The organism is Occallatibacter sp., assembly GCF_035317045.1.
Lineage (GTDB): Bacteria > Acidobacteriota > Terriglobia > Terriglobales > Acidobacteriaceae > Telmatobacter.
On sequence record NZ_DATHHT010000004.1, the window covers coordinates 285,254 to 301,731 of the forward strand.

Below are 16,478 nucleotides of genomic sequence, written 5' to 3' on the forward strand. Positions count from 1 at the left end.
CAAGGTGAGTCAGTGGCTTATAAGTCCCAAAGGAACAGCTAATCCTTTGGTCGCCAAGCAGAAATTTGTTGTTCCTATTTTGTAGGTTTCCGCATAATCGCCTATGTACTCTTCGATGATTACTGTGCTCGCAGAGCGGAAATGGCACGGATGTACCTTCGACGCATGCCAGCGGTATGGAGGCCGCTCGTATGCGCAAGAAGAACAAGAAGCCACTTCGTCGTAAGATCGTCCTTCGCCTTCCGGATCTGGATCATTCGAAAAACGCAGTGTTGAACAGCCTGAGCTCAGCAAACTCGAGACGGAACTACAAGTTCGCGATGGAGCAATTCATCACTTGGTACTGTTCCGAGCCCCGACTCTCCCTGAATCGAGCCGTGGTACTGAGATTCCGACTGTACTTGGAATCCCTCGGACTCGCTGCCGGCACAATCAATCAACGGCTTGCATCCGTCAGGAGGCTTGCCTACGAGGCTGCAGATTCTGGGTTGCTCAGTCCGGAACTCACCGCCGGAATTCGAAGGGTCAAGGGTGTGAAGCAGTTGGGCTCGCGCATTGGTAATTGGCTGACCCACGATCAAGCGAAAATGCTCTTGGAAAAAGCTGATGGCAAAGACCTGCGCAGCATTCGTGACCTTGCGATGATTTCTGTGCTTCTTGGCTGCGGGCTGCGGCGTGCTGAACTTTCCGCTTTGAAGGTTGATGACGTCCAGATCCGGCACGGACATTGGGCCATCGTGGACCTGGTTGGAAAAGGCGGTCACATTCGGACAGTTCCGGTCCCAGCTTGGGTAAAGGCCGCCATCGATCGATGGATGTCTTCCTCCAAGGTCACAGCGGGCCGGGTCTTCCGTGCTGTCAGCCGCCACGGGACGCCGTGGGGCAAAGGGATTTCCGAGAATGTCATCTGGTATGTTGTTCGACGGTGCGCGGAGCGGATGCAATTGGATCATCTTGCTCCTCATGATCTGCGCAGGACCTGCGCAAAACTCTGCCATGTGAACGGTGGAGAGCTGGAACAGATTCAATTCCTCCTCGGGCATGTTTCCGTGCTAACTACCGAGCGATATCTGGGCTGCAAGCAGAATCTTGAGGATCCTGTGAACGACCGTTTCGGATCCCTCTTTACCTCCGCGCTGGTAAATTTGCGCTAGGCCCTGTTGGCTTCATTTGATAATCCAGGGCACCGAACTCAAGACAGGCCAATCGGAAACGCCAAGAGCGCGCCGGTGCCGCAGAAGATGAAGTTTGCCCGCGGGACTTTTACTCCCCGGTTGGCAGGATTTCTTCCATCCCAACCCAAGGTCCACCTTGAAGCACGAGGTACTTCAGGTAAAGCTCGGAGCCAGTGCGATCTGCCGATGCGAGCAAATTACGGGCGGCCTCCTGAACGCGTTCGTCTGTCAGGGTGGCGTAGTCAAAGTTCTCCTCGATCATTCCCTCGGAATGGGGAATATTGATCAAGTCAAGAAAACTGACAATAACGGCACGATGCTCGTGGAGGAGATATTTCTTCAGCAGGTCATCTACGATCGGGTCAGGAAGTGACAAGGTTGCCGCCGTCCAGTTGACCAGCCGCTCAATCGGGCTTTTGCGGACAAAGACCTCACGCAGTTTCTTTTCTTTAGCAAGCGACGCAAAGAGAAACTGTTTCTCTGTGCCCTTTGACTCAGCCCAAAAAACCTGGCAGACGGCGACTCGGATCTCATTTGGCAATTGCCGCCAAACACGATTTGCAGAAACTGGCACCAGCGGTCCCCTCATACGTCGAATTCTGAGACATCAGTTCTGATCATAACGATTGCAGAACAACTATGGGCGGACCGCTGTGGGTTTACGGTAAGGACTCTTGGCGACAGGCGATCCTCTTGGTTACTGCAGTTATCCAGACGCTAGACTCTTTCAGCTTATCCAGGGGCTATCCGGTGGCTCCACTTCCTATCGGTAGGACGTTACGCAGTCATAGTGAAGCCGTTGTTCGTCTATTGGCGCGTGTATTCGCTTAACCACCAATACTGGGATGTAGGGATGTAATTCAACTCGCTTCGTCGGCATTCGCAATGAAAGGGGCGCGGCCTTCAAGCCCACCCTGATTCAATTGGTGCCGTGAACCTACTGATGTAATGGGAATCCGGACGGCAACCGTGCCTCAAGATTGATTTGTTCTCCGGTGATGGGGTGGTGAAATTTCAGAAATTCGGCGTGTAGGAAATATCCGCCATCACCAGGGACGCCGGGGAGACTTTCAAGAGGCTGACCGGTTACACCGTACAGCGGATCGCCGACCAGCATATGGCCGATGGATGCCAGATGGATTCTGATTTGATGAGGGCGGCCCGAATTCAGGCTTACTTCGAATGTTGTGGTGCTTGCGCTGCGTGAGATCACCTTTGCCAATGACTTTGACGGTTTGCCATTTGGGTTGGTGGCCCACACGGAACCGAGGCGCGGGTGGGGTACGCGCCCGATGGGCGTGAGGATTTCGTAGACATCCTGCTCTGCAACGTTTTGAGCCAGCGCCCGGTAGATCTTTTGAGTTTTGGGCGTGTTCCAGTTTGCAGTCAGGCTAGAGGCTGCCTGCGGAGTTTTGGCAAACAGAACGATACCGCTGGTGCCTCGCCCCAACCGGTGAACAGGGTTTGCATCGGGGACATGCTTTTGCACCAGGCGCAAGAGGGTGTTTTCCATGAAGCCGGCACCGGGGAGGGTGGGCAGCCCGCTGGGTTTGTTCACGGCCAGCAGATGGGGGTCATCCAACAGGACTTCGAAGTGCCGAGGGGCGTCTGGTTCGATCCAGGGGGGACGGTTCCGGATAAGGGTTTGGCCTGAAGTGACTGATTCGCTTCCGGTGGCGATGACGCCATTGAGAGTGACTTCGCCGTTGTTCAGTTTTTGTTGCCAGACTTGTGGGGTTGAGTGGGGGTAAAGGCTCGCCAAATAGGAGAGCAGCGTTTGCCCATGGCATTTGCTGCTGATGATTGTGGCGTAGGCATAGCCCCGGTTGAGCATGTAGTTTGAGTGTAAGCCGTGGCATCGCGGCAGGGGTTGCTGGATTGAGCGACACTGAATTTAGGCAGCGAGAGCTTTCAATGCGTCCAGTATTAAGAGCAAAATTCCGCACGGATCAGGTACCGAGAAACACCGTAGCCAGATAATCTCTGAAATGTCGCCAAAGTCGCCAACGCGTATTTCGACGGATCTCCGGTGGTGGAAATATGCATTGCCCTGTTAGCAATAACTGAGGCTCAACTTCCGGTTTGCCCATCACGGGGAAGCCAACTTCTCGGCCCCACTACTTTTCGGAAGTCGAAAGCGTCTTCACCAAGTCGTAGAGAAACTCCTGCCCCTGGTAGAACGCGTCCGTCTTCATGCGCTCGTCGCGCCCGTGAAATCGGATGTCGTCGCGGTCGAAGAAGAAGCCCTGCACACCGTAGGTGGGGATGCCGGCTTTCCGCAGCATGCGGCCGTCGGTCGCGCCTGTCACTAGTATCGGCACCACCGGCACGCCGGGAAATTGTCGCTCGCTCGCCGCCTTCACAGCCTTCGTCACATCGGGCCGAAGGGGCGAGGGCGGAGCACCGGACGCATTCTCGCTCATGGACTTAATCTTCACCTCGGAATCGGCGACTACCTTATTCAAGGTGCTGAGCACGTAGTCGGGCGAGTCCTCCGGTAGCACACGGCAGTTCACTGTTGCCGTCGCGAGCTGAGGCAGCGCGTTGAGCGCGTGACCGCCAGCGAGCATCGTCGCCACACACGTCGTGCGCAGCGTCGAGTTCCACGCCGGAGACGCTGCGGCGACTCGCTCCATTGCGGCCTGCGAGCCCTGCGCCACCTGCGCCAGATCGGCCGCGATCGGACCATTCTCAATCTTCGCCATCTCGGCGAAGTACGCCGCGGTCACCCCGTCGGTCTTAAGCGGAAATCCGAACGCCGCGAGGCGTACAAGCCCGCCTGCCAGATGGTAGATGGCATTGTCCGGCACCGGCATAGAGCTGTGGCCGCCTTTATTAGTCACCGAAAGGGTGTAGTTGATGACGTACTTTTCAGTAACTTGCAGGTCGTTGGAGATCTTCTTCCCGTTCTCCTCTTCGCCCCAGCCACCCTCGTTCAGCGCGATGTCTGCGTCGATTAGTTCGCGGTGGTTTTTGATAAGCCAGTCGACGCCGTTGTACGGACCGCCACCCTCCTCGTCGGCAGTTAGCGCAACGATGACGTCACGGTTCGGTTGGAAGCCTTCGCGTTTCATCCGGATAAGAGTCGCAATCCAGACCGCAGCCTGCGCTTTGTCGTCGCCGGTGCCGCGGCCATAAAAATAGCCGTCCTTCTCGTTGAGCACGAACGGGTCCATGGTCCAGTCTTCGCGCTTGGCCTCAACTACGTCTGTATGGGCCAGTAGCAGCAAAGGCTTCTGCGTGTCGGTGCCGTGATAGCGCGCGACCAGGTTGAACTTCTTCGGCGACTCTCCACCGAGAAAGATGTCTGAGTCCGGGAAACCGGCCTCCTTCAGGCGCGCAGCAGCAGCTTCAGCGACAGGAGTGGTGGACCCGGTGGAGTAGCCCGATTGGATCCCTATGAACTGCTTGTAGATGTCATGGGCGAGCTTCATATCCGCCGCCGGCGGCATGGTCTGGGCATAGGTTGCGGAACCGGCAGCGAGGCAGGCGTTGGCGACAATGGCGCGAAGCAGAGTCCGTGCGATCATGCAATCTCCTAGGGTGGGTGTCTCGCGATACTAGGCTGAGGCACCGATGAGAAGAAGACCTTGAGCATCCCCGTCATTGTCACTCATCGAGAGCAGCCCACTAATTGTCGTTCCTCAGCAGTCTACATTCATCAGCTATTGGAGTATTGTCGGCAAGAAGGAAGTGATCCGTTCATAGCGATTTACTTCCGCTTTGCTCGTTACTCGAGAGCGACCGAGGGATACAGAACCGACCCGCGCGGAACACCACAATCCCCGCTCACTGATAGAGTTGTACAAACCTGAAATGTTCTTGGTCTTCCCGCGATTCTCCTGTGATCGCGGACAATCGTGCCTCAGTTTGAAGGGAGTTGCAGTGAAGCTTTCCTGGCTATGCTCGCTCATTGTTTTGCTCGTCGCCTGCTGCTGCAGCGCGTCGGCTACGGAGGCGAGCCTGATCCTCGTCAACGCCAAGCTATGGACCGAAAATCCGGCGCAGCCCACCGCCCAGGCTGTGGCGCTCGATGGTTCCAGGATCCTCGCGGTCGGCAATAACGCGGCGATTAGAAAACTCGCCGGCCCCGACACCCGCACCATCGATCTCGGCGGCCGCCTTCTCCTGCCCGGCTTCAACGACTCCCACGTGCATTTCCTCATCGGCGGCGGCTCGCTGATCACCGTGCATCTTGGCGCAGCCAACAGCCAGGCCGAGTTCAAGGAGCGCATCGCTGAATTCGCCAGAACCCTTCCCACAGGTGCGTGGCTTCGCAATGGCCTTTGGGATCATCAACGCTGGAATCCGCCCGTTCTGCCCGACCACCGGTTGATTGACAATGTCTCCGGCGATCATCCTGCATTCTTGTGGCGGCTCGACGGACACATGGCCCTCGTGAATGCACAGGCCATGAAGCTCGCTGGCATCGACCGAAACACGAAGGATGTGCCGGGCGGAGAAATCGAGCGCGACAAGGACGGCAACCCGACCGGCATTCTCAAAGACGCTGCCATCGCTCTCGTCCAGCGCATCATGCCTCCGCTGTCTCCCGAAGAGGAGGCCCAGGCCATGGAAGCAGCCATGCGCGAAGCAGCAGCTCACGGCGTAACCAGCGTGCAGAACATGGCCGACAGTTCTGAAGACCGCGGCCAGCCGGACAATTTTCGCGAGTTCCAGAAGATCGAGCGCGCTGGCAAGTTGACTGTCCGCATCTACGAGGCTTTTCCCGTCCGCGATTGGAAGACTCTGGCCGACGCCGGCATCGTCGCGCCTTTTGGCAGTCCTTATCTCCGCATTGGCAACCTGAAAGCCTTCGCCGATGGCGCCCTTGGTTCTGAAACTGCCTGGATGGATGAGCCGTTCACGAACAATCCGGCGAAGAGCGGCCTCGCCAGCCCCGACCTTCTCGACGTCGAGCATTTCTACGAATCGATGCGCCAGGCCGACAAGGCCGGACTCCAGCTTACGATTCACGCCATCGGCGATCGCGCCAACCGCACCATACTCGATCTCTACGGCCGCCTGGAAAAAGACAATGGCCCTGCCGATCGCCGCCCCCGCATCGAGCACGCGCAGCACCTTCATCCGGAGGACTACGCGCGCTTCGCAAAGCTTGGCGTGATCGTTTCCATGCAGCCCTACCACGCAATCGACGACGGACGGTGGGCTGAAACCATCCTTGGCCCGCAGCGTATCAAGTCGAGCTATGCATGGAAATCCCTGCTGGATGCCGGTGCAACACTTGCCTTCGGTTCCGACTGGCCGGTCGCGCCATTGGATCCCGTGATGGGCATATATGCCGCCACCACTCGCCGCACCCTCGACGGCAAGAACCCAAACGGCTGGATTCCCGAGCAGCGCATCACCGTTGCGCAGGCAGTGCACGCCTACACAATGGGATCCGCATTTGCCGAACACCGGGAGACGGTCAAAGGATCCATCGAACCGGGCAAGCTGGCAGACCTGGTAGTGCTCTCCGACGACATCTTTACAATCCCGCCAGAGGCGATCGAGAAGACCAGGGTCGACATGACCATCTTCGACGGCAAGGTGATCTACCAGCGCTGAGCGGGCGAGAGGGCGTAGCTAAGCAAACGTTCCCAGCGCTAGCGCGCTTTGCGGATAGATACCTGCCGCTGCGGGTGGTCACACACTGAATTGAGCGCAATTTCCAGATGGCCAACCGGAAGTTGGCGAGGCAAGCTGAGATCTCAGGTGACGCAAAATCGCCGAGTATCAAATCGAGCCGGTGCAATCCTGGAAATGCGATATGCCCTGATGTCGTCAGGTGACAATTGGCTCATGCTCCGTAACGATCACGGAATTCCGATGAGGAGACCACCGCTCATACCGATGGATTGCTGGTGGCCTCCAGCAAAACTGTAGTCGTAAGCCGGTTCAAGGAACCAGCCGAAATGGTGTTTGCCGGTCGGCCAGAACATGAAGTCTCCCACCAGTTCCCCGGAGATGGAGTTGGTTGCCTTCCCATTCTGTCTGAGGTGGACCCATTCGGGACCGACGCCCAGCATGAACTCTGCCTTTCGTGATAGAGTCCACGGTTTCTTGAAAAGTAAGTCGGTGTCCCATTCCGTTGACTTATGAGTGTAGAAGGGCGACACGCCTGCCTCCAGTTCCAGCCAGTTCTCGATTGGTGTCACTTCTGCGGCAAGATTCGGCGCGAACGTTGCTGCACCCCCGCTGAGGTTCCAGCTTGTTGCTGCGCCAAGCTCAACAATGGCTATGGGGTCTTTGTCCTCACCGGCCTTTTGAGAATCGCCAGAGGACGTCTTAGCGGAGTTCTGCCCGTGAGCAGGCAGACACAAAAACAGAAACAAGCATGCTCCAGTGAGCGTGAACACGTATCGACGCATAAATGTCTCCAGATTAAGTTGTGCGTTGCAGCATCCGCGCTAAAGGCACGGGATGGCCAAGCAAGAGGAGACACCTGTACGGGGAGGTCGAAAGATGGATGAGCGTAGCGCGAAAACAGGCGAAAGCGGTTCAGGCCGAACATTTGAGGTCACAGTATTCACCGGACCCAGATAAGGATTTGCATTCGGAAGTCCGTGAAAGCCACAGCACCAGCACATGCCGTTACACGGCTCCGGTGTAGCAGGTTGTTGCTGGCTGGCAATAGTTTGCGGCGAAGAAGAGATTCCAGTGAGCGGTCCATCACACATATCGCAGTGCGGCGGATGAACCACCAGGCACACCAACATCGCGCACAACAGCCATGCAACAACGCAAGCCGGCGTTGTAATTGCGCGATCCATGCTGTTAAAGATAACCGTTGACGAGGTAGACCACCAGAGGCTCAACCGAGAGGTCGTTGTGGACGCGGGAAGCCATCGATCGCGGAATTGAGCGGTTAGTCTCCTCGGCCAGGAGCAACCTGATGCTTGGCCGAAATCTGCGCACGACACAACTCATCAGTATTGTCCGGAGAATGCCACGCACTCAGCCGCTCAACAAGCTCAACTTGACTGTCATGCGCGAGCAGTTCGACCCGAGACTCGAAGGAGTACCGTCCATCTTCGTTCTCATGTTCCGGGACCAGCTATGACAGTAGAACGCTTACTTTTCCTGAAGGCGTCTTGCTGATGCCGTACAGAAATCTGCCGTCCGCGTCCAAGTGTCTCAATTCGAGTGCCGATCGCGTGACAGACAGATGACTGAAACCGTGCACTTCCTGTGCGTATGGGCCACGGTCCAGTCCATCGACTTTCAGAACATACAAGTCTGCTCCACCACCTCCTGAAAGGAAGTGGGTCGTCGGGTGTCCTTCGAACTCAAGGTGCTGCAGATCGTGGTCGTGACCGGCCATGTAGAGGTCAACCTTGTACTTGCGAAATAGTGGGTCCCACTCTCGGACAAGTACCGGGTGATCCCCATGAGGTCCGTTCGAAAAAACCGGATGGTGCGCCAAAACGGCGAGGAAGGGTGTAGTCCGCGGCTTTTTGAGCTCTTGCTCGAACCATGCCAATTGTTCTGCTTGTCCCTCGGGTTTTAGTGTGAAGTCATGCCCGTGTTGCCAAACCCCATCCGGGCGCGGCATGTTGCTGTCGAGCACGATGACGTGAACTAGCGGATTTCGTTTCGGAAAATCAAAGGTGTACCAGCGGGATGGCAACGTCCATCGCGTCGCACGCCCGTCGAGTCCGCGGCCTGACCGAGCGTATTCGAGCTCAGCCTCCAACTTGTTCACTTCGGGCGGCAACATTTGATAATCGTGGTTTCCCAGCATGGAATGGACGGGACAAGCAAAGGTCTCGAGCGGATACAAGCGCTCGAACTGCTCTACCCAGCGTGGCGAGGCCGCTCCACCCGTGAGTTCGCCGTACCAACTATCGCCCAACATAAACAGTCCATCGGCATGAATACCGCTCGAACGAGCGTAGCGCTCCATTCCTCGAGCGACCATCTTCTGCGCCTCAAACCCGTTGCCATTGCGCGCGGTCTCGGCACCCAGCTTTTCGGACCATCCCCAATCGCCAATCACGAGCGCATGGGCGGCTCTGGGATCGGGCGGCTTGGCTGCGACGCTTCGCAACGCAGGCATTGCTGCAAAGGCACTCCATGCAACGCTTTCTCGAAGAAATCGACGTCTGGATACCCCTACGGTCGCGTCTGTCATCTGCTTAGCCTATATGAGCAGTCGTTAAGTTCTCGTAAATGCAAATCCTCGCAGCGCATGATTGCATCAGGAGAGGATCGAGTTCTGAGACTCACCTCTGGCCGTCGTCACATTTCACGGAACAAAAGGCGACCTTCAACGAGATCTGTAACATCCTGAGACGGTGGAAAATCTCCGTTCCGATGTACCTTTCTGCGCAGACTTGCCATGGCCCAATGGTCCAGGGAACCCGTCAAGCGGCCGTTCGTTTATTGGCAGTTCTGGCAGCATGATATATAGTGAACAGTAATTATGCGATGGGTCGGCAAAATACGACCGCAGAATGCGCCAGCCCGCATTCTGTTCGTTGCACTCTTCGCAATCCTCCTCCTCGTTGGAAGCACGGCACAACTTACTCACGTCCATCCCAACGGTTCTACTCATCCGGATTGCGCGCTTTGCCAAAGCGCTCATAATGTAGCCCAGCCAACGTCTGCACCTTGCGTTCAGCAAGTCTTCGTTGTCTTCACCCGTGTTGCGGTTCCCTATAAGCGGCAATACCGGGAGCACATCTTCTCGTTTTCTCTGTGCAATAGACCTCCGCCTGATCAGACTGCCGTTTCCTAGAACATTTTCCGATTTCACATAGGCTTGTAGCTGGCTGCTAAGTGGTTTTTCCTTGAGGAGAAACCGCTTAGCAGGCGTTGCCTCCTATCCGAAGAATCGGAAAATCCTTCACGAGCAGTCCTCGTTCAAAACAGCGATTTTCAGGAGGTCCGTCCATGCGCCAGTTCCTGCGCAGTATTCTCTTTTCCTTATTCATCCTTGTATGTTCAGCCGCGTTTTCAAGGCTTGACGCCCAATCCAACTCCGGCTCAATAAGCGGAACCGTAACCGATTCAACTGGAGCGGTGATTCCAGGAGCGGTGGTTTCCATTCAAAATCCCGTCAGCGCCTATGCGAGGACTGCAACGACCGACGGCACCGGCCATTTCCGTTTCTCGAACCTGCCGTTCAACCCCTATCACCTTACTGTCACGAGGGATGGCTTTGCCGCTTTCGTCGAAGACATGGACGTCAACTCTATCGTTCCGGTCAGCACGAATATCCAGCTTAAGGTTGGCACAGCATCGAATACTGTCACAGTGGAAGGCGGCGAAGACCTAATCGAAAACGATCCGACCGTTCATACCGATGTGGATCGCGGGTTGTTTGACAAGCTTTCCATCGAAAGCGCGTCTTCCTCTCTGAGTTCTTTGGTGACCCTTTCATCGCCTGGGGTCGCCGCGGATTCCAACGGCCTGTTTCACGGACTGGGAGACCACGCTTCGAATTCCTTCTCTGTAGATGGCCAGCCGATCACGGACCAACAAAGCAAAGTTTTCTCTAATCAATTGCCTTCGAATGCGGTTCAGTCGCTGGAAGTGATCGACGGCGCTCCGCCGGCAGAATATGGGGGAAAGACGAGCCTCGTCATCAACGTAACAACACGGTCAGGGCAGGGCCTGACGAAGCCCGTCGGCAACATCACAACTTCTTACGGGACTTTCGGATCTGCCGCTGGCTCGGTCGATCTGGGGTACGGCGGCCAGAACTGGGGCAACTTCTTCGAGTTGGACGGGCTGAATACCGGGCGGTTCCTCGACCCTCCTGAGTTCAGCGTCTTCCACGACAAGGGGAATGAGCAAAACGTCTTCGACAGAGTGGACTATCAGCTCTCAAGCTCCAACTCAATCCATACAAACATCAATTACTCGCGCTCCTGGTTCCAGACGCCGAACACTTACGACAATCTCAACATCACGAATGTGCTGAGTGGAGGCACCACTGCCAGCCCCGTCTTTGGCGGCGTGGGGAACACCGATCAGCACTCCAAGATCGGCACATACGATATCGCGCCAACCTTCACGCACATTCTCAACAAGGACGCAGTCCTGAACCTCGGAGGGTACGTACGAAGGGATGGATACAACTACTATCCCAGCGGCAACCCTCTGGCCGATCTGGGCCCAATTCAGAATGAGTCGGTCTCTCAGCAACGCTCACTGCTGAATGCAGGCGTCCACGGAGAGTTGACGATCCAAAAGGGTATCAACAGCATCAAGGCCGGAACGGTGTATCAGCATACGTTCCTGCGCGAGCATGACAATATTGGACTGATCAACGCTACCTTCAATTCACCCTGCGTGGATGCGAACGGAAATCCTCAGCCAGGGTTCACCGATCCGTCCCAATGTGCAGCAGCGGGCCTTGTATCGAACGATCCGTCGGTGGGCGGGAGCTTCAACCCCGTCCTGTTGCCCTATGACCTCACGCGCTCTGGTTCACTTTACGCGGATTTCGGTCACGCTGACATTAAGGAACTGGCCCTGTACATCCAAGATCAGATCAAGGCAGGAAACTGGGTCTTCAACTTGGGGATCCGTGGAGATCTTTACAACGGTCTGACCGTCACGCGCCAGCCGGAACCGCGCGTGGGCGCGGCCTACAGCATTAAGCGAACCAATACTGTTCTGCGCGTCTCGTATGCACGAACGCTTGAGACTCCATTCAACGAAAACCTCGTGCTCTCGAGTTCCGGATGTGCGAATGAAGTGCTTGCTCCGCTGCTTGCCTGCACACCTGGCGTTTCAGGGACCCTGCAGCCCGGCTTCCGCAATGAGTTCCACGCAGGACTGCAGCAGGCCTTCGGCAAACACCTCGTGATCAGCGGTGATTACATCTGGAAGTACACACACAACGCATTCGATTTCAGCATCTTCGGCAACACACCGATCTTCTTCCCCATCGATTGGCATAACTCGAAGATCCCCGGATATGTGGTTCATGCTGATGTGCCGAACTATCACAACTTCTCGGCGTTCGTAGTGATGTCTTCGGTTGCTGCTCGTTTCTTCCCGCCGCAGAGTGCTGGGGCGGGCGCCACCGTCGGAGCGCCCGGGCTCCCGTTTCGCATCGACCACGATGAGAAGTTCAACCAGACCACACACGTTCAATACCAAGTTCCTTTGCGTCGCGGACCCTGGATCGGCTTCAACTGGCGCTATGACAGTGGACTTGTAGCAGGCGCAGCTCCCTGCTATAACGCCATCGGTGTAAATACGCTTTGTGGTTCGACCACTCTAAACGGACAGCCGGCAGTCGATTTGAGCGGACTTACTTCCGACCAGGAGTTTGAGGCCGGCTTTGCCTGCAATGGAGTGCGGGCAACACCGAACACGCCGCTGCCCACGCCCTGCCTGGCCTCGCAGTTCACCTCCAGTTTGATCAGCATTCCAGCCCCCAATACTGAGGACGACGACAAGAACCCACCTCGCATCGCGCCGCGAAGCCTGTTCGACGCCTCCATCGGCGACGACAACCTCTTCAACGGTGACAAGCGAAAGTGGAGTCTGAGACTCACCGCCATCAATGTCTCGAACAAATACGCACTCTACAACTTCCTTTCGACGTTTAGCGGAACGCATTACGTAACACCGCGAGCGATGACGGCTGAAATCGGCTTCCATTTCTGACGACAGTACGATTTGACGTTATTCCCTAGGCAATTGGGGCAGCTAGAACCGCTGCTCCAATTGCGGCTTTGAAGGGAGGTCGTCGTCTTGCGCAAAGTCATCAGCTTTGACAGAGGCAGCAAGAAGAAACTTCAAAGGATCCGGTGGACGCGCTCTGAAATCGTGAGTGCCGTATTGCTGGGTTGCATCATGATGGCCGTTTGGTTTGAGGTTTTGATGTGGTTTCTAAGCCATGAATCAGACAAGCCCGATACACCCCCCAGCTTGGTAATCAGGCGCTGAGGCAAGCTGGACAAAACCGCGTTCCCACGATGCACTGTCATCGGAATTCGGACCCATCAGATAAAGGAAAAATTCCTGGGAAATCTGTCAGGTAACGGGCTTGAGAATCTGAGAGCCATCTACTCTGAATGGCTACAACTGCAGTCGCGACAGAATGTGTGATTCATTCTGTGAGCGAAGATCATGAGACCGCTGCCAACTAGAGTGACGAAAACCTCTGCAGCATGTGACGGCAGGTGATCTCCCCACCAGGCGCCGCCGAAAATGAAGGCAAGGCCGGTAGTCATCAGCAGCAGAACACGTGGCGACCGGTGCTTCCGGTATCCCTTCAGCAGTGCAAGGGCTCCAATCGCAGCAATGGCGACTGCAAGTGTGCGATGAGTTCTTTCCTCGGACGGGAGGAAGTGGGCCGAGACCGCTGAGATGGAAAGCACGACGGGAGTAAGAAGGCAATGGATCACACACAATGCTGACGTCCATGCGCCAATCTGGTCCACTGGAAGCGCGAAAATCCGGTTTGCGCTGCCTGATCCAGGCGCCTCTTTGAGTTGTGATTTTCTCAATGTTTTCTCCCCGATGAGGTTCAGCGCCATGGTTCCATCAGATGGTCTTTGAATTCTCGCGGCAGTTCCAACAAATGCCCAGCACCAACGGAGCGTACAGCCCATTCAAGCAGCGAGCGATATTGGTTGAATTCGGTGATGTGGCCGAGCCATTGTGAGCCTGTCTGCGAATTCACTACAACCACGTTTGGAATGTCGCAGGGGCCGACACAGCCGCTTACGGTGAGTTGAAACCTCTTCAGGAGACCCCGCTTTCGCCATTCTTCCTTCAGCCAATTCGCTGGAACCGCCGGACGTTCCTTTTGGGTCGCACCACAACAGCAGCCCTGACAGATAATCATTTGACCGATCACACGACGTTTTGTTTCCAGCATGACTCCACCCCGAACACATTTCCCAAATCATATAGTATAGGGGAGTATATTACATTCTAAGGAGGATCAATTGTCGCATATTTCGAAAAACAAGACGAAGACGCTTTCGCGCGTTCGACGCATCAGGGGCCAGGTCGAAGCCATTGAACGAGCGCTTGAGGGGGACGGCGAATGCGAGGAAATTCTGCAACTGGTTGCCTCCTGCCGCGGCGCATTGAACGGGTTGATGGCGGAATTGATTGAAGGACATTTGCGATTCCATGTACTCGACCCGAACCAGAAAACCAGACCGGCGCAGCTCGCGGCAGCAGACGACCTGATCGCAGTTGTGAAGCGCTATTTCAATTGAGTTCCGGGAGATACTATGTCAGTCACTCAGAAGGAAGAGACGCAGATCTATGAGCAGAAGCAGCTTGCGGATGTACCCCACAGCGCACCTCATGAAGAACCCGAACATGGACATGAGCACGCTTTCGAGCTTGCGGAAGTTCTGCGAGTCGTTTTCGTTGCGCTAGCCGCCGCGGCGGTCTGGTTTCATTTGTGGGAGCCTTTTCATAGGGTGAGTGTGATCGGGCTGGCTGCGGCGCTGATCGGCGGGTTTCCTATCTTCAAAGAGGCATTGGAGAACATCGTCGAACGCCGCATGACCATGGAGCTTTCAATGGCCATTGCGCTGATCTCAGCGCTGGCAATCGGTGAATTCTTTACGGCGTTGGTGATCACCGCCTTTGTCCTCGGAGCCGAAATCCTCGAAGGTTTGACCGTCGGCCGCGGCCGGCGCGCCATTCAGGACATGCTGAATTTTCTGCCCCAGATTGCCAGCGTCATGCGAGACGGTCAGATTGTCGACGTGACCACGCAGACCATACTCCCAGGAGAAATTGTCGTTATTCGACCCGGCAGCAGGATTCCCGTCGATGGGCAGGTTGTCAGCGGACACTCGTTCGTCGAGCAGGCTGCGATTACAGGCGAGCCGATGCCAAGCGAAAAGATGGCCGGGAGCGAAGTGTACGCCGGCACCATCAACCAGGCCGGCAGCCTTCAGGTTCGCGCAGACCGGCTGGGAAAAGAGACTACCTTCGGCAAGATCATTGAAGCAGTCGAAAAGGCGGAGCATTCGCGCGCACCGATTCAGAAGATGGCGGACCGGCTCGCTGGATATTTGGTCTATTTCGCTCTGGGCGCTGCCGTCCTCACGTTTCTCATAACCCACAATGTCCGGTCTACGATCTCCGTCATCATTGTGGCCGGAGCCTGCGGGATCGCCGCCGGCACTCCGCTAGCCATCCTCGGCGCCATCGGACGCGCTGCTCGTCAAGGGTCCATTATTAAGGGCGGAATTTATCTCGAAGCGCTGGGACAGCTCAATACAGTTTTCCTCGACAAGACCGGAACCTTGACCTTCGGTATGCCTCAGGTCACCGAAGTCAGACTTGCACCGGATATTGAAGAGCGCGCCCTTATCGAGACGGCTGCGAGTGTCGAGATCAGCTCAGAGCACCCGCTGGGCCGAGCTATAGTCAGCTTTGCTGAGCAACGGAATATACCCGTGGCACACCCGGAGCATTTCGAGTACCGGGTCGGTCGGGGTGTATTAGCTCTCGTGAATGGCGAGCAGGCGGTTGTCGGTAATCGGATGCTTTTCAAAGAACTTGGGATCCTGGCGCTCGAAGGTAGTGTTTCCGATGACGTGACAGAGATCTTTGTGGCACGCGGCGGGCACTACTTGGGTTCCATCCTGATATCAGATCAGCTGCGTCCAAGCTCAGCTGACGCGGTTCGGTCACTCAGGACCATGAACATAGAGGTTGTCCTTCTGACGGGAGATACGAAGCAAACAGCATTAGCCGTAGCCAGTCATCTCGGCATCCACGATGTTCATGCCGAACTGCTTCCCGAACAGAAGACCCACCTCATCGCGGAGCAGGTGCGAGCGGGACGAACAGTTGCCATGCTCGGGGATGGCATTAACGACGCGCCCGCGCTTAGCGAAGCCACTGTCGGCGTAGCCATGGGCGCGGGAACCGACGTCGCCCGCGAAAGCGCGGATGTAGTTTTGATTGGCAATGACCTGATGAAGTTCGTGGAGACCGTTCGCGTCGCACGAAGCTGCCGAAGAATTATCCTACAGAATTTCTACGGCACCCTGATCGTCGATACGATCGGCATCGGTTTGGCCGCGGCTGGAATGCTGAATCCATTAATTGCAGCCTTTATCCATGTTGCCTCCGAGCTGACATTCATCCTGAATTCGACGCGCCTGCTTCCGTCCAGGGAAAAGCGGCGAGTGTACAGCCAGGCGGAGACCAGCGCTTCGCTTTGAGAGGAGTGCGATTCTGGTACCATCGTGAGTTCTCCGCCCTCAAATGTCGCATAATCGCCAATGCACTCAATGAGCCGAGACTCGGGGTTTGCGAGTTGCCGCGAGCCAATCGAGAGTTTCGACAGAGTTT

At 56.1% G+C, this 16,478-nt stretch carries 12 protein-coding genes; 5 read left to right on the forward strand and 7 right to left on the reverse strand.

What is annotated here, in order from left to right; genetic code table 11:
- Nucleotides 1-401 precede the first annotated feature (401 nt).
- Nucleotides 402-1,154, forward strand: a complete 753-nt coding sequence (locus VK574_RS02875) for a tyrosine-type recombinase/integrase (protein ID WP_472798298.1) — start codon at nt 402-404, stop codon at nt 1,152-1,154.
- Between the two features lie 109 nt (nt 1,155-1,263).
- Here VK574_RS02875 and VK574_RS02880 read toward each other — a convergent pair whose 3' ends face one another.
- From VK574_RS02880 to VK574_RS02890, 3 genes are all read right to left on the reverse strand, one after another.
- The gene (locus VK574_RS02880) at nt 1,264-1,749 is read right to left on the reverse strand and encodes a hypothetical protein (RefSeq protein ID WP_472798299.1); all 486 of its coding nucleotides are present in this window, start codon (nt 1,747-1,749) and stop codon (nt 1,264-1,266) included.
- 363 nt (nt 1,750-2,112) lie between these two features.
- Entirely contained in the window at nt 2,113-3,009 is an 897-nt protein-coding gene (locus VK574_RS02885) for an RluA family pseudouridine synthase (protein WP_472798300.1), read from the reverse strand.
- Nucleotides 3,010-3,292: 283 nt separating this feature from the next.
- Nucleotides 3,293-4,705 (reverse strand): M20/M25/M40 family metallo-hydrolase, encoded by a 1,413-nt coding sequence (locus tag VK574_RS02890; protein WP_472798301.1) that lies wholly within the window; start codon nt 4,703-4,705, stop codon nt 3,293-3,295.
- A gap of 355 nt (nt 4,706-5,060) precedes the next feature.
- Between VK574_RS02890 and VK574_RS02895 the strand changes: the two genes are divergently transcribed.
- Nucleotides 5,061-6,746, forward strand: coding sequence for an amidohydrolase (locus VK574_RS02895; protein WP_472798302.1), 1,686 nt, complete (start codon nt 5,061-5,063; stop codon nt 6,744-6,746).
- A 248-nt stretch (nt 6,747-6,994) separates the two neighbouring features.
- Here the strand turns inward: VK574_RS02895 and VK574_RS02900 are convergent, their stop codons facing one another.
- Both VK574_RS02900 and VK574_RS02905 read right to left on the reverse strand, forming a co-directional pair.
- Nucleotides 6,995-7,549 (reverse strand): hypothetical protein, encoded by a 555-nt coding sequence (locus VK574_RS02900; RefSeq protein WP_472798303.1) that lies wholly within the window; start codon nt 7,547-7,549, stop codon nt 6,995-6,997.
- Nucleotides 7,550-8,235: 686 nt separating this feature from the next.
- On the reverse strand, nt 8,236-9,237 hold the full coding sequence (locus tag VK574_RS02905) for a metallophosphoesterase (RefSeq protein WP_472798304.1): 1,002 nt from the start codon (nt 9,235-9,237) through the stop codon (nt 8,236-8,238).
- Between the two features lie 836 nt (nt 9,238-10,073).
- Here VK574_RS02905 and VK574_RS02910 point away from each other — a divergent pair.
- Complete coding sequence (locus VK574_RS02910) at nt 10,074-12,806, forward strand: carboxypeptidase regulatory-like domain-containing protein (protein ID WP_472798305.1); 2,733 nt, start codon at nt 10,074-10,076, stop codon at nt 12,804-12,806.
- A gap of 401 nt (nt 12,807-13,207) precedes the next feature.
- Here the strand turns inward: VK574_RS02910 and VK574_RS02915 are convergent, their stop codons facing one another.
- Both VK574_RS02915 and VK574_RS02920 read right to left on the reverse strand, forming a co-directional pair.
- The gene (locus tag VK574_RS02915) at nt 13,208-13,756 is read right to left on the reverse strand and encodes a MerC domain-containing protein (RefSeq protein ID WP_472798306.1); all 549 of its coding nucleotides are present in this window, start codon (nt 13,754-13,756) and stop codon (nt 13,208-13,210) included.
- Complete coding sequence (locus tag VK574_RS02920; protein ID WP_472798320.1) at nt 13,672-14,025, reverse strand: hypothetical protein; 354 nt, start codon at nt 14,023-14,025, stop codon at nt 13,672-13,674. The genes VK574_RS02915 and VK574_RS02920 overlap by 85 nt, the downstream gene beginning before the upstream one ends.
- 70 nt (nt 14,026-14,095) lie before the next feature.
- On the opposite strand from VK574_RS02920, the gene VK574_RS02925 reads away from it, so the two are divergent.
- Nucleotides 14,096-14,374 (forward strand): metal/formaldehyde-sensitive transcriptional repressor, encoded by a 279-nt coding sequence (locus VK574_RS02925; RefSeq protein WP_472798307.1) that lies wholly within the window; start codon nt 14,096-14,098, stop codon nt 14,372-14,374.
- Nucleotides 14,375-14,389: 15 nt separating this feature from the next.
- Nucleotides 14,390-16,348 carry a heavy metal translocating P-type ATPase gene (locus tag VK574_RS02930; RefSeq protein WP_472798308.1) on the forward strand — a complete coding sequence of 653 codons (1,959 nt, stop codon included), beginning with the start codon at nt 14,390-14,392 and terminating at the stop codon, nt 16,346-16,348.
- Nucleotides 16,349-16,478 lie beyond the last annotated feature (130 nt).

What these genes read in the sequence shown, in the direction of transcription:
- VK574_RS02910 (WP_472798305.1), top strand. Translation starts at nt 10,074, where the DNA reads ATGCGCCAGTTCCTGCGCAGTATTCTCTTTTCCTTATTCATCCTTGTA.
- VK574_RS02930 (WP_472798308.1), top strand. Translation starts at nt 14,390, where the DNA reads ATGTCAGTCACTCAGAAGGAAGAGACGCAGATCTATGAGCAGAAGCAG.
- VK574_RS02920 (WP_472798320.1), bottom strand. Translation starts at nt 14,025, where the DNA reads ATGCTGGAAACAAAACGTCGTGTGATCGGTCAAATGATTATCTGTCAG.
- VK574_RS02900 (WP_472798303.1), bottom strand. Translation starts at nt 7,549, where the DNA reads ATGCGTCGATACGTGTTCACGCTCACTGGAGCATGCTTGTTTCTGTTT.
- VK574_RS02915 (WP_472798306.1), bottom strand. Translation starts at nt 13,756, where the DNA reads ATGGGCTGTACGCTCCGTTGGTGCTGGGCATTTGTTGGAACTGCCGCG.
- VK574_RS02905 (WP_472798304.1), bottom strand. Translation starts at nt 9,237, where the DNA reads ATGCCTGCGTTGCGAAGCGTCGCAGCCAAGCCGCCCGATCCCAGAGCC.
- VK574_RS02890 (WP_472798301.1), bottom strand. Translation starts at nt 4,705, where the DNA reads ATGATCGCACGGACTCTGCTTCGCGCCATTGTCGCCAACGCCTGCCTC.
- VK574_RS02885 (WP_472798300.1), bottom strand. Translation starts at nt 3,009, where the DNA reads ATGCTCAACCGGGGCTATGCCTACGCCACAATCATCAGCAGCAAATGC.